At 37.9% G+C, this 13,141-nt stretch carries 13 protein-coding genes; 1 reads left to right on the top strand and 12 read right to left on the bottom strand.

What is annotated here, in order from left to right; all coding sequences use genetic code 11:
- Positions 1-2: 2 nt before the first annotated feature.
- The 11 genes from NUV69_04115 to rfbH form a co-directional block, all read right to left on the bottom strand.
- Complete coding sequence (locus tag NUV69_04115; GenBank protein MCR4324841.1) at positions 3-797, bottom strand: imidazole glycerol phosphate synthase cyclase subunit; 795 nt, start codon at positions 795-797, stop codon at positions 3-5.
- Entirely contained in the window at positions 790-1,407 is a 618-nt protein-coding gene (gene hisH / locus NUV69_04120) for an imidazole glycerol phosphate synthase subunit HisH (GenBank protein MCR4324842.1), read from the bottom strand. The genes NUV69_04115 and hisH overlap by 8 nt, the downstream gene beginning before the upstream one ends.
- Positions 1,401-2,186: a glycosyltransferase family protein gene (locus NUV69_04125; GenBank protein ID MCR4324843.1), complete on the bottom strand. Its 786-nt coding sequence runs from the start codon at positions 2,184-2,186 to the stop codon at positions 1,401-1,403. Before NUV69_04125 ends, hisH begins: the two co-directional genes overlap by 7 nt.
- Positions 2,180-2,977: an SDR family oxidoreductase gene (locus tag NUV69_04130; GenBank protein ID MCR4324844.1), complete on the bottom strand. Its 798-nt coding sequence runs from the start codon at positions 2,975-2,977 to the stop codon at positions 2,180-2,182. Before NUV69_04130 ends, NUV69_04125 begins: the two co-directional genes overlap by 7 nt.
- On the bottom strand, positions 2,974-3,879 hold the full coding sequence (locus NUV69_04135) for an aldo/keto reductase (GenBank protein ID MCR4324845.1): 906 nt from the start codon (positions 3,877-3,879) through the stop codon (positions 2,974-2,976). The genes NUV69_04130 and NUV69_04135 overlap by 4 nt, the downstream gene beginning before the upstream one ends.
- Positions 3,876-4,469, bottom strand: a complete 594-nt coding sequence (locus NUV69_04140) for a YdcF family protein (GenBank protein ID MCR4324846.1) — start codon at positions 4,467-4,469, stop codon at positions 3,876-3,878. The genes NUV69_04135 and NUV69_04140 overlap by 4 nt, the downstream gene beginning before the upstream one ends.
- A gap of 49 nt (positions 4,470-4,518) precedes the next feature.
- Positions 4,519-5,676 carry a UDP-4-amino-4,6-dideoxy-N-acetyl-beta-L-altrosamine transaminase gene (gene pseC / locus NUV69_04145; GenBank protein MCR4324847.1) on the bottom strand — a complete coding sequence of 386 codons (1,158 nt, stop codon included), beginning with the start codon at positions 5,674-5,676 and terminating at the stop codon, positions 4,519-4,521.
- On the bottom strand, positions 5,660-6,976 hold the full coding sequence (locus NUV69_04150) for a hypothetical protein (GenBank protein ID MCR4324848.1): 1,317 nt from the start codon (positions 6,974-6,976) through the stop codon (positions 5,660-5,662). The genes pseC and NUV69_04150 overlap by 17 nt, the downstream gene beginning before the upstream one ends.
- A 9-nt stretch (positions 6,977-6,985) precedes the next feature.
- Positions 6,986-7,981, bottom strand: coding sequence for a UDP-N-acetylglucosamine 4,6-dehydratase (inverting) (gene pseB, locus NUV69_04155; protein MCR4324849.1), 996 nt, complete (start codon positions 7,979-7,981; stop codon positions 6,986-6,988).
- A 335-nt stretch (positions 7,982-8,316) separates the two neighbouring features.
- Complete coding sequence (locus tag NUV69_04160) at positions 8,317-9,996, bottom strand: glycosyltransferase family 39 protein (GenBank protein ID MCR4324850.1); 1,680 nt, start codon at positions 9,994-9,996, stop codon at positions 8,317-8,319.
- A complete protein-coding gene (rfbH, locus tag NUV69_04165) occupies positions 9,968-11,269 on the bottom strand; it encodes a lipopolysaccharide biosynthesis protein RfbH (protein MCR4324851.1) in 1,302 nt (433 codons plus the stop codon). Before rfbH ends, NUV69_04160 begins: the two co-directional genes overlap by 29 nt.
- Before the next feature lie 42 nt (positions 11,270-11,311).
- Here rfbH and NUV69_04170 point away from each other — a divergent pair, with 42 nt between their 5' ends.
- Entirely contained in the window at positions 11,312-12,256 is a 945-nt protein-coding gene (locus tag NUV69_04170) for a glycosyltransferase family 2 protein (GenBank protein ID MCR4324852.1), read from the top strand.
- Here the strand turns inward: NUV69_04170 and NUV69_04175 are convergent.
- Entirely contained in the window at positions 12,253-13,140 is an 888-nt protein-coding gene (locus tag NUV69_04175) for an NAD(P)-dependent oxidoreductase (GenBank protein ID MCR4324853.1), read from the bottom strand. The two genes, NUV69_04170 and NUV69_04175, sit on opposite strands and share 4 nt — an antisense overlap.
- Position 13,141 lies beyond the last annotated feature (1 nt).

The raw sequence follows: 13,141 nt of genomic DNA on the forward strand, positions 1-13,141 counted from the left end.
GTCTAAAACCTAACGTCCAGCCCAGCATCTACCATGAATTTTTTAGCGTGCCTTGTCGATTGCTCTGTGAAGTGAAAAATATTAGCTGCAGACACAGCACTCGCACCGCCAATTTTTATACCGTCTACTAGATTTTGCCAGTTTCCAACGCCCCCGCAAGCAATCACAGGAACGTTAACTTTATTCGTAATTTGTTTTAAAAGAGGTAGATCATAACCCTTTAGAGTCCCATCTCTATCGATAGAATTCAAGAATATCTCGCCAGCTCCTAGTCTTTCTGCCCTTATCGCCCAAGACTTTGGGTCCAGACCGGTTGCTTCTGTGCCGTGATTTATAAAAACCTCATATTTATCCTTGCCAATAGTCTTCGCGTCAATAGAAACTACAACCGCTTGACTGCCAAATAGCCTAGCCGCTTCGGTAATTAAAGAAGGATTTCTAACAGCCATAGTGTTGATAATAATTTTATCAACACCACTTTTAAATAAAATATGCATATCGTCAACAGACTTGATACCTCCGCCCGCCGCCAGGGGAACGAAACAGGTTTTCGCGCACTCTTTTATAATTTCTACAAAATCCTCAAGCATCTTAAAGTTATAGTCAGTCCTAATCAACTTTTGATATTCCTTTGTTTTACTGATGTCCAAAAAAATTATTTCATCGACGGACCAAGCATTGAAGTATTGAATCGCAACCTTTGGATTGCCGACGATCTGGTATTCAGAAAACTTCAGGCTCTTAACAAGCTGCCCATTCTGGAGAAGTAAGCATGGAGCGAGTCTCTTTTTAAGCATCCTTAAAATTTAGAAAATTTTCAAGAATTCTAAGACCACTTTTTTGACTACGCTCGGGGTGAAATTGGACTCCAAACAAATTATCCACCGCAACAGATGCTGTAAATTCCTCTCCGTATTCACAAGTTGCTGTCACTACGCCGCTTTCGTCAGGAGCTAAGCAGTAACTATGTATAAAATAAAAAACACTGGGTTTAACATTTTCAAAAAGAAGAGAGTTATCGGCGGGGTAAACGTCATTCCATCCAATGTGGGGTAGCCTGAAGTGTTTTTTGCTCACGCTCAATTTTCGAGTTTTACCCTTAACCCAACCCAAACCTTTATGCAATCCACCTTCTTCGCCGACTTCCGCCAGAAGTTGCATGCCTAAACATATACCCAAGAAGGCCTTTTTATTCTTCAGGACCTGCCCTTCCAATGTTTTTATAAGACCTCTCTCCGCCAGCTTATTCATGCCGTCACTAAAAGTTCCCACCCCGGGTAAAATTATATGAGTCGCTCTGTCAAAATCTTTCGATTCCCTTGAAATTTTGCTCTCTGCACCTAAAGCATCCAAAGCGTTTTTTACCGAAGCTACATTCCCCATGTCATAGTCAACAATAATCACCATTTGCGCAAGACCTTCCAAGACTGCTGTTCGAGTTTTATATTCAACATCGCGAGTTCTTGATTTTGGTCCAAATATCTAAGAACCTTTTTAACATCAACAATCGCATTTTCCCTGAAGAAGTTATCATAAATTTTCCTCATTAACAATAAATCTTTTTCCCAGTCAACCGTCAGTCTGTAATTTCGGTAGTAGTTTGGATCTAATTTTGGCGTCTTTCCTATAATAAACTCTCGATTTCGGTTAAACCACATATAAGGGGTCACATGTTCTTTCTCGTAGGAAGTTTTAGCGGCCCTATAAGCCTTAAAAAGCGCATTAGAAGAAAATACTTCGACATCTAGGCCAATAGGCAAACTCCTTGTTACGTGGTCTGTGGTACTTAAATAATCAACTTTACCTCTTATAAATTCTCGAATACATACATCAATAATCTGGGGATCAATCAAGGGATTGTCGGCAGTTATCCTTACAATAATCCCGCAATCAAATTTTTTTGCGGTATTGTAAAATCTTGATAAAACGTTTTTCTTATTGCCACGAAAACATTGCAATTGTTCTTCTTTTGCGAACTTTTCTAGAATATCATTGTCTTTTGATCTAGGAATTGAAACAATAATATGCTTTATCCTTTTAGAATATTTTAATCTATTACAAATATGCCAAAGTAGAGGCTTTCCGGCTAATTCTGCCAAAATCTTGCCCGGTAGCCTCTCCGAATCAAATCTCGCTTGAATTATCGCACAAACGCTTTGTATATTATCCGTTCGTCCCCTCACCATGAAGTCCAGCCCCCATCAACAACGAAATTCTCTCCTGTGATAAAACCGGAAGCATCACTTGAGAGCAGCGCAAACAAGCCTTTCAAGTCCTCGGGATTACCCAACTTATCAAGCATTGTCTTGCTTTTTAGCCTCTCACCGAATTTCTTGTCCCGAGCCACGTTTTCTTTAGGAAAAGGCCCTGGAGAAATTGAATTTACACGGATACCATACCTACCCCAGTAAGAAGCCAGATATTTTGTAAGCTGAATAATCCCCGCTTTGGCGATTGTGTACGTCGGTGGAATATTGAAATTATTGTCAGTGTATAGCCTCCAATCCGGCGATTGAAGTCCGTACATTGAAGATATATTAATAATTGAACCTTTCGCCTCTCTCTTCATAAGAGGGAAAACAAGCTGGCTGCACCTCAGTGTACTCCAAAGAACACCGTTTAAACTACTCTCAAATTCGTCATAAGCTAAGTTGGTGGATACCTTTTCCTGATGAATAGCGTTATTTATAAGAATGGCTATGGACGGGAGCCCTTTTATTTCATTGGAAAACTTAAGAAAAGAATTGCTGCTTGTAAAATCCAAGTCTTTAACAATAACTCTGGATTCTCCAAATTCCTTGAGCAATCCACGAGCGACGGTAGCTCTTTTTTTAGCAGTCTTCTGCGTTGTAGTTACAACAACAGTTGCTCCTAATTCAAGAAGTGTTTCTGTCGCGGCTAAGCCTAAATGTCCCAAACCACCCGTCACAATCGCTGTCCTATTTTCTAAACTGATTAAGTCCGCCAGGCTTCTCATAGCTGCAAGTTCCAACAGGCAGGGTTTGTGTACTTCTCTTCCAAAATGGGAATGCGTTGTGCAAGTTTATCAAATACTACTTGATCAATGTGAGCCTCAAAAGCAGACACGTCCGTCTCTAACTGTTTTGGCGAGGTTATCCCTATTACTAAAGGACCAAAGTTCTTGTTTGCAATGAATTGAATAAGTAACTCTTCGCGCGGTACTTTATATGAGTCCAAATATTTATAGAACGTGTTCAGCTTACCCTTTACGTCCCCAAAGTATTCCGGTAAATTTTTAGTGCTCATCAGTAGCACTCCTTGAAGAAACACACTCCTTTGAACAATGAGCTTACCCTTTTTCTGCAGTAATTTCATTTTGCCTTGGCTTTCAAAGTCCCGACTTAGGATATTATGGGGGATTTGATAAACATCAATCTCATCATATTTAAGCGCTCTGTCCACATCTCCTGGATCATATAAGGAGATACCGATATATCTGATTAGACCCCGCTTTTTATAGTCATATAAAATATCCAAAAAAATATCAGGATTTGCAAAAAAACCTTCGAAATCGTGGATATAAATAATATCCAAATGCTTTCTGTGAAGTCGACCCAGAGAAGTCTTCAACGAGTCCAAAATTTCCTTAGAGGAATCTTTAGATTTAAACGCAGTCAGCTTAGTGGCAATTATTACATTTCGTCTTCCAAGAACTTCCCCTATTATTTTTTCACTCCCCCCGTAGCTACTCGCAGTGTCAAAAAAGTTAATTCCGCGGTCAAGTGCAGCGTTTAGTATACACTTGGTTGTGTTCGTTGAAACTTGGTTCTTATTGGCGATACCGTATTGTTGTCCAAATTGAGCGCATCCCAAACAAAAGGAAGAAAGCTCTAAATCTTTGTATTTAAATACATTCATGTTAAATCTTTTTTCATAAAATATTTTATAATTTTACCAATTTCGGATTTAATTTCCTCTGGATTCATTCCTCTTCTGTCTAGTAGAAAAAATTCGTAATCTTTTTTACCCAAATACTTTCGCGCATATCTTGCAGATCGCGGGCCGTGGTATGCATGAGTGACAATGGCCAACTTTTTAAAATTTAATTTACCCAACTCTTTAAATTGGTCAAGCGTTGAAATTAGAGGGACTGGGGGCATATTAGACAACTTTATTACGTTTGAAGAATCAATGTTTTTTGCCAGTTTTCTCATCAAATCATTTTGTGCTTCAGTGCCTGTTAAAACTAACTTTGGGCCCCGGCTACTAAAACTTGCTAGCTTCTTATAGATCGTAAGCCCGTAAGCTGTTCGTTGTTCTGTGTCTCTTAAATTTGTTTTAAGTGCCGGATCACCGCTTTCACCCGAAAGTATAGCAACAGCTTCAATTCCAGCATCGATTTTGGGATCAACAGAGTTTCTTACTGATTCGAATTCTTGCTTTAATTTATTTTCGACTTCAAGAAAATCCAGGCCTATCAGGCCTCGGATGAATTGAAGAGAAAACATACTTTTGAGCCTGAAAGGCGAATATCGAGGGCTTTTAGCCCTCGGAAGTTTATCTCGAATATTCACCAATCACATCCTTAAAAGTTTTTATTACATAATCTATTTGTTTTTTTGACAAATCCGGAAAAAGCGGTAACGAGATTTCCGATTCATAAACAGATTCGGAAATTGGAAAATCACCTCTTTTAAATCCAAATTTTTTTCGATAATATGGCTGAAGATGGACGGGAATATAATGGACCTGAACACCGAGCCCTCGATCCTTCAGCTCGTCAAAAATCCTCTTCCTTGAAACTTTAATCTCGTCCAGCTTTAAAAGCGCAGTAAACAAATGCCAAACGGCAAAACTAGAATTGTTTTCCTTCGGCACATCAATAGGCAAGTCACTAAATGCTTTCCTATACACATCAACGACCAATCTACGCGCTCCAATGAACCTTTCTATCCTCGAGAGTTGTGACACACCAAGGGCGGCTTGAAAATCGGTTAGTCGAAAATTTAAACCAAGTTCCTGCATCTCATAATACCAACCGCCAACATTATTTTGTAAATTCTTTCTTGTGATCCCATGGTTTCTAAAAATAAGAAGCTTTTCCCATAACTTTTTGTCGTTTGTGACCGCCATACCTCCTTCACCAGTCGTTATTGTTTTAACAGGATGGAAAGAAAAACATGTTATATCAGCAATTGTTCCTATCATCCTCCCTTTATATTTAGAGCCGATCGAGTGAGCCGCGTCATCAATTGTTACAAGGCCATAATTTTTAGCGATTCTTTTGATTCTATCCCAATCACAGGGATTACCGGCGAAATCAACCGCCAAAATCGCCTTTGTCTTCTTATTTATCGCCTGCTCAATCCGATCAGCATTAATGTTTAAGGTTGCAAAGTCAATGTCGACGAATTTGGGAATTCCTCCGAACCAGACAAAACAATTGCTTGATGCTGCGAATGTGTAAGGTGTGGTTATTACTTCATCGCCCGAACCGATTCCGGAGGCGAAACAACTTGCAACAAGAGCGGATGCGCCGGAATTAAACGCTACAGCGTATTTTGCTCCGACGTAATTCGCAACCGCATTTTCAAATTCAAGAACCTCGGGTCCTTGGGTAATAAAATCAGATTTTAAAACTCTGGTCACTGCCTCGATATCTTTCTGGTTAATCGATTGGTGAGAGTAGGGGATCAGCTTAAGCGGTCTTTTCATTCTCCTTCTGGATAATTGTCTCGCATAACCTTTTCAGATTTAAAGAATAATTCCTTGTATCTTCCGAAAGATAATAGTTGAGATTGCTATATTTACTCTTAGAATTAACCTTTGCATTAGAAATGTTGGGATTATTAAATATGTACTTCAACTTTTCTATTTTGTCGACAATTATGACATTTGGTAACTGTTCGATTTTCCGGAAATGTTCATAATATTTAAAAGCGTTTTTCGGCGATGTTAGATGAATTCCATCATCGTAAGTAATAACAAAAACTTTTTTATTAAAAATTAGCCCTTCAATCAGCATTGTAGATAGGGGACATATCATAAACTCCATATTAGAAAGAAGCCTTGGATAATAATCCAAGCCCGGGATAATATTGTTCTGCTCCCTTTTGTAATAAGCTCTGGCATCAGTGTCTAAAATAACATTTTTAAAATCCCAATCAAAAAATGTATCAAAAGATTTTCGTGGATGTCTCCAAGGATGTGGCCTGTAAACGATCTTAATTTGATCCTCTAAATGACTTATTATTCCATCAAGCTCCCTCAAAGTTGAAATCTCGTCAAAAGGAATTGCATTGCCCGAAAAAAGAGCAAAGCGGAATGGGTAAGGAGAAGGTAGCTTTTCACTCCTTTGCCGAAAATAGCTTTCAAATCTCGGCGTCCCAAGAACAAAGACTCTCTCGCGGTCGACGTTATGAATTCTCATAGTATGTTCGACCGACTGTTTTCCCCAAACAGCCAAGTAATCCGGACGTCTTGTAAATATCGTCTTGCTGCAAAGATTGTCCCAATTATCAATTAAAAGGCATACCGGAATTTGATACTTTTTTGCAATCCTAATAAACTCAAAAGTGACACCTTCAAATCCGCTTGATGGGATTAAAATTAAGGATGGTTTAGTTTTTTCAATTAACTCTTCCAATTCTTTATCTTTAGTACCAAGAAAAACGTAAAGTTTAAATAAGTCATAAATAACAGGAAATGAGAGCAGTGAGTATTTAATCTTAAGAAATTTAGGCAGCCTCATAAAACGGAACTTAAAAGTTAAACTCCTATTTCCGTATCTTCGGGTATTTGTGTTGAATAAGTGAAAATGTAGTCTTGCCTTTTCTTTTGAGTAAGAGAATTCTAAAACTCTATCCCTTTTAGCCTGAGGAATTTGCTTTCGTGTCAAATCCTTATTTAAAAGAAAAGTGCAGTCGGCTTTAATTTCAGAAAGGCAATTAGAAGTTATATAGTTTCTATAATACTCGTTCGTATTTATAACAAAGACAATGTTATTTTTAGACATAAAACGAAGTTAATAACCTGCGCCATCTGAAGCTATATCAGAAATAAGTGTTTTAATCTTCTCCGCGCTAAGCCATTTGTTATTGTTGTCGCTGCTATACATAAATCCGTCAACTGGCTTCTTTTTAACTTTACTGCTACCGGCCCACCAGTCGAATTCCGGTTCAATTAAAAAATAGTTCTTAAATTCCCTTGTATGTCTTGATTCGTCAAAACTAATCAACGCTTCGTGGAGCTTTTCACCGGGTCTTATTCCAACAATTCTAATTTTAGAATTTGGAGAAATAGCCTTTGCAACTTCAGTAATCCTGACACTTGGAATTTTTGGTACGAATATCTCTCCGCCCTTCATTTTTCCAAGTGTATTTATAACCAGCTCAACCCCCTGCTCCAAGGTAATCCAGAATCTTGTCATTCTAATGTCGGTTATCGTAATGTGATTATTTTTCGCTTGAGAAATAAAAACAGGAACAACACTACCACGCGAGCCCATTACATTTCCGTACCTTACAACACTAAACTTCGTACTCTTTTCCCCTCCATAAGAATTCGCTTGAATGAAAATTTTCTCGGCAACCATTTTAGTGGCACCGTATAAGTTTACTGGAGAAACTGCTTTATCTGAAGAAATTAAAATAACTTTTGAAACATTTTCATCAAGCGAAGCCTCAATGACATTCTCACTCCCCATAATGTTTGTGTGAATTGCTTCAAAAGGGTTATACTCTAAAAGAGGCACCTGCTTAAGGGCCGCGGCGTGTATTACATAATCTACGCCAACAATTGCTCGCTTTAATCTTCTTAAGTCCCTTACATCTCCCAATAAAAATCTTAACCTTTTGTCTCCCTGATATTTCGCCATAAGTGCGTGTTGCTTAAATTCATCCCTGGAATAAATTCTAATAACACCCTTAAAAGTTTTTTGCGAAAGTAGATGAGCGATAAATGCTTTTCCAAATGATCCAGTGCCGCCTGTTAGAAGAATTGTTTGTTTTGTTAAATTCATGAAGTCAAAAGTCTCCGTATTTTATGCGAATTGTTGCCACATTTACAAGGTGATCACATAAAGTACAGCTCAGAAGTTACTTTATTATGAGCGAGAATTCCTCGGCCTTTAAAGCCGAGGATGAGAGTGAGCGAATATCAAAATATGCACTGCCCTGTGGTCCTTATCAAGTCAGACTCGACTCCAGGCTTAATCGTGGACGAAAATCCGCATGTAGTTTATCGACTTACCAGAAGACCACGGCTTCCAGCCGTGGATGAATGGCAGGAGGCGATTCAGACCAAGCGAAGCTTGAATTGAGTTGAAAGAGGACCACGGGCTATGCCTGTGGGAATCTATTTTATCTTTAAAACATCAAAATATGGACCGGGTCTATCCACCAAAAATAGCGGAAAGTTATAAGGCGCGTCAAAGAAAGCTTCAGGTATTTTGTAATTATAAACAATTTCTCCGGTTGGAGAAAAATGAACAATTAATTCGAAATCAAAACTACTTGAGTTAAATAATAATCGATCATAAGAGCCAAGATAAGAATCGACTACATATTTGACAGGGTAAACAGACGATGCCCTTTGAAGATCTTCCTCTTTTGATCGTGTTTGAAATTCGTTTATATAAACCACATTTCTAACGTTTGGCGGATATGTTTCACCCGTTAACTCCGCCGCCCGCGAGTAGAAACCTGGCCGGAATTCTCTAATTGGGGCTGACGCTCTAGCATTAGGAACGTGACCAAAATTTCTTCTAATTGTATACGCAATTGGAACTTCACTCCTTATGTTTTTATCAACCCATTCATGGACTTGAGAAAAAGTAGGTGTTTTTAAAATAAGAATATTCCAGTAAATGGAGTTAAGTGAAGCAAGCAAAAGGAGGATAGAGGCAAATATAACCGATGTAAAATTCAAATGAAGCACACGCGATAAAACGAAACCCGAAAAAATAGGTAAAAGGGAAAAACTAATCAAAAAGTATCTAACAAAAGGAGGAAAGACTGTCACCACTAAAAGAAAGTTTAAGAAAATAAATAAAAAAAACGGCAAATATTCCCGCCGCCAATTAGTTCTTTTGGTGAAAAATAACATTGCGCTTCCCACGATAATACCGTCGGTTTTAATTAAGTCTCCAAAAACCTTTTGCACGTTTCCTTCATTTATATAAAACCGCAAAACGTCAAATAAATTGTCCGATGCGTGGGGAAGTTTAATAAGTCCGACATTAGGATTTCCCGGGGAAACTATTTTAAAAAAATCTCCACCAACACTCAGAAAATTAAAAACAAGAATTAAAAAAGCCCAAAGTAGCAAAGCTGATAAATTAGTAAGAATAACTTTTTTCTCAAAAAGATTTCTACTTGAAATTAACCTAAGAAGAATGATCAAAATAATAACCATGCCGCTAATCTGATGAAATCCAAATGAGATTGCAGAAAAGATGAAGGCAAAAGTTACATTCTTGAATTCCGAATCATGCTTCTTAATACTTTTATAAGCAAACAACACGGAAAGGAGTGCGAAGAAAATAGCCGGGGACCAAGCCCTCGCTAAATGAGAAACATGAACTAAATTAAATGAAATCGCAAAAAGCGCGCTTGCCCACAAAGCGGCTTTTTTACTTTCAAAAATTTCAACAGTTAGCTTGTAAATAACAAGCACACTTAAAACCCCAAAAAGTGCGGAAATTACGCGAGGAATAAACGTCAGGTAACCTTCTTGCGTTACGAGTAAAAATTCAAAATCGCGGATGTTGTGTACTTTTCCAGATAAAAACATAACAACAAAGGAAAGAAGAATAAATGGAATTTGCGCGTAAGATCCTAAAGGGCCGTAGTTGCCAATGCTAAAAATAGATTTTGTGGCAAGCATATTTAACGCGCTCAAATGGTAAATCGCCTCGTCGTTTGACATGTAAAGAATTGGGAATCCAACCGTAAGGTTATTGAAGCGGAGTAAAAACCCCATCAAAAGTATTAGAAGCAAAAAATATTTAGGAGATATATTTCTTAAGAAACTCATCAAATTTTAAAACGACATATTTTAACTGAATCCGATCGATACCGGGATATACACCTATCCAAAAACCAGAATCCATAACGGCATTGCTGTTTGCAAGATCACCTATTACTCTGTATTTTATCTTTGAATAAGCAGGATGTTTTAATAAATTGCCGGCAAAAAGACTTCGAGTTTCAATCATATTTGCTTGTAAGAAATTCACAATATCGAGTCTGGCAAAAGGCGCTTCCTTTCGAACAGTCAGCATAAAACCAAACCAGCAAGGAGCAGACTTTTCCAGCCATTGTGGAAAAACAAAAAACTCCTCGTACCTTTTTAACTTTCTATATAGATAATCAAAATTACTTCTTCTTTTTTCTATAAACTTAGGCAGTTTGTCCAATTGAGCTAGACCGATAGCAGCTTGAATGTCTGTAGCTTTTAAGTTGTAGCCAATATGAGAATATGTATACTTATGATCGTAGCCATAAGGCAACTTGCCTAACTGAAAGGAAAATCTTCGTCCACAACGGTTGTCCTGTCCTGTCCTGCACCAACAGTCACGACCCCATTCACAAAAAGAATTGACAAGAACGTAAAGGTCCGGATTACTAGTGACAACTGCTCCTCCTTCACCCATTGTAATCTGGTGAGCAGGATAAAAGGAAAAAGTAGCAAGATCTCCAAAGGTCGAAACGTACTTCCCCTTATACTTTGACCCCAACGCATCGCAACAGTCCTCAATAATCCAAAGATTATTCTTTTTAGCAATAGAGATAACCTTGTCAATATCAAAAGGATTACCAAGCGTATGAGCAATCATAATCGCTTTAGTTTTTTTCGAAACCGCTTTCTCAATAAGCTCTGGGACAGCATTCCTACTTTGCAAATCGATGTCTACAAAAACTGGAATTGCTCCAAACTGAATGATTGGGTTTACTGTTGTTGGAAAAGAGCAAGCAACTGTAATCACCTCGTCGCCCTTCCTGATACGTCTTGCGCCTAGCTTAGGGGAAGTTAGAGCGCTAAAAGCCGCTAAGTTAGCGCTGGAGCCGCTATTGGTGATAGTTACATATCGAACACCCAAAAATTTCGCAAGCTTTTTAGAAAACTCTTCCGCGAAGTGCCCCTCAGTCAACCAAAACTCGAGTGATGCCAGAACTGCCTTTTCAATTTCTTTCTCGTCAAAAACCCTGCCCGACACCTTAACTTGGGTTACACCGGGAATGAAAGCTTTTTTAAAATGAAATTTAGAAAAATAATCAGAAACGAGCGACTCAATTTTCCTTTGCATTTTCTTCTTAAGGCCATTATTATAGCAATACTGCTCTCGTGCATGAAAAAATCCAAAAAGTTAATAAGTATTGTTATTCCACTCTTTAACGAAGAACAAAACGTAAAAGAACTCCACAGACGATTTAAGCAACTATTTACCAGAGAAAAAAAGTATGATTTCGAAATCATAGCTGTCGAGCATGGGTCAACAGATTCTACATTTGAAAAACTAAACAAGTTACGTCAAATCGATAAAAGAGTAAAGATTCTTCAACTCTCCAAAAATTTTGGTAACGCGGATGCGGGAATTGTCGCTGGTCTTCACTTTGCAAACGGTGACGCCGTTGTCATTACAACGGCCGATTTACAGGATCCGCCGGAAGTTATTCCAAAATTTCTGAGAAAATGGGAGCAAGGCTATGAGATTGTTTACGGAGTAATTAAACAAAGGGCAGATACTAATTTCTCCAGAAAGTTTTTGTCAATTTTATTTTATAAGATACTCAATCTATCCACAGGAAATATATTTCCTGAAAACGTTTCAGACTTCAGATTGATTGATAAAAAAGTCACCGAAACCGTTAAAGGAATGCCCGAACGAAACAAGTTTTTAAGAGGAATCATAATTTGGACAGGTTTTTCTCAAACTGGAGTTAATTACGAAAGGGCAACGAGATTCGCGGGGGAGTCAAAAGCCGACTTCCTAACAGTTTTGAAAGTTGCGGCAAACGGAATTTTTTCATTTTCTTACGCACCGTTAAAATTGGTTACATTTCTTGGTTTTTGCCTGTCGCTAGTTTCTTTTTTGTTAATCTTGTACCAAATAAGCCTATTTTTAATTGTTGGTAGGGGGCAGCCCGGCGTCACAACGATAGTCGTTCTGATGGGATTTTTATTCGGGATGCTATTTTTAATATTGGGCGTGATAGGGGAGTACTTATCCAGGATTTATGACGAAGTAAAACAGCGTCCGACTTTTATTGTTAGGAAAAAAATCGGTCTTTAAAAATAATCCTTGATCAAATCTTTGTTTTTAATCTTGTCTTTACGCTTAAAGTACCATTCATACAGCATGTTTATTGCTTCATTAATGTCTGTAAACTTTATATCCCTAAACTCATTTCTGAGTCGCAAATTGGAAGCCGTATATTCGGGGGATAAGCCAGTCTTACGTACTCTTATTGGAACTTCGCCTTTTGAGATCGAATTAATTTTTTTGGCAACAGTTATCAAGTCTGTACCCTTCCCAGATGTTATGTTGTAAGTTTTATATTTGAGTTTAGTTTTCAAAAATAGCTCTAAAATTCTGACTAGATCATCGATATACAGATAGTCCATAATAATATTCTGATTAACATCAATCGGCATATTTAAAATACTTTTGCATATAGAATTAGAAATAAACCTAATTCTGTAGTCTTCATATTTCCCGAAAACCCCAAACAATCTCAAATTCACAAACTTGTTAGAATCTTCTACATACTTTGCGCAAATATATTTGTACAACCCCCAATTACTCGCGGGAACTAGTTTTCCAAAATCGACTTCACCAGCGCGCCTGATAGGTTTCTCTTTACCGTATTCAATTCCCGAGCCAAAGTAAAAAAAACGTTTAAAATACTTATCCTGTGATGCAAGGTTAAAAAACATCCTGAGACTATCCAGCGCAAACTCTCTCGAGTCACCAGTCATTCTATTACCGCCAATTATTGCTGTGTGCAAAACCGCATCAAACGGCCCGTATTTAGAAAAATATTTATTTACCAACTCGAAATCTAAAAGATTAAGTTGCTTGTGAGAAGGTGAATAGAAATTATATTTGCCACCAAGACCTCCCAAAACATTTTTCCCAATAAACCCGCTGCCGCCACTCAAAAAAATTTTCCGCATA

The sequence above is a fragment of the Candidatus Curtissbacteria bacterium genome (assembly GCA_024654445.1).
In the GTDB taxonomy this organism is placed as follows: domain Bacteria; phylum Patescibacteriota; class Microgenomatia; order Curtissbacterales; family GWA2-41-24; genus JANLHP01.

Coding starts and splice junctions, on each gene's coding strand:
- NUV69_04115 (MCR4324841.1), bottom strand. CDS start 797: ATGCTTAAAAAGAGACTCGCTCCATGCTTACTTCTCCAGAATGGGCAG.
- hisH (MCR4324842.1), bottom strand. CDS start 1,407: ATGGTGATTATTGTTGACTATGACATGGGGAATGTAGCTTCGGTAAAA.
- NUV69_04125 (MCR4324843.1), bottom strand. CDS start 2,186: ATGGTGAGGGGACGAACGGATAATATACAAAGCGTTTGTGCGATAATT.
- NUV69_04130 (MCR4324844.1), bottom strand. CDS start 2,977: ATGAGAAGCCTGGCGGACTTAATCAGTTTAGAAAATAGGACAGCGATT.
- NUV69_04135 (MCR4324845.1), bottom strand. CDS start 3,879: ATGAATGTATTTAAATACAAAGATTTAGAGCTTTCTTCCTTTTGTTTG.
- NUV69_04140 (MCR4324846.1), bottom strand. CDS start 4,469: ATGTTTTCTCTTCAATTCATCCGAGGCCTGATAGGCCTGGATTTTCTT.
- pseC (MCR4324847.1), bottom strand. CDS start 5,676: ATGAAAAGACCGCTTAAGCTGATCCCCTACTCTCACCAATCGATTAAC.
- NUV69_04150 (MCR4324848.1), bottom strand. CDS start 6,976: ATGTCTAAAAATAACATTGTCTTTGTTATAAATACGAACGAGTATTAT.
- pseB (MCR4324849.1), bottom strand. CDS start 7,981: ATGAATTTAACAAAACAAACAATTCTTCTAACAGGCGGCACTGGATCA.
- NUV69_04160 (MCR4324850.1), bottom strand. CDS start 9,996: ATGAGTTTCTTAAGAAATATATCTCCTAAATATTTTTTGCTTCTAATA.
- rfbH (MCR4324851.1), bottom strand. CDS start 11,269: ATGCAAAGGAAAATTGAGTCGCTCGTTTCTGATTATTTTTCTAAATTT.
- NUV69_04170 (MCR4324852.1), top strand. CDS start 11,312: ATGAAAAAATCCAAAAAGTTAATAAGTATTGTTATTCCACTCTTTAAC.
- NUV69_04175 (MCR4324853.1), bottom strand. CDS start 13,140: ATGCGGAAAATTTTTTTGAGTGGCGGCAGCGGGTTTATTGGGAAAAAT.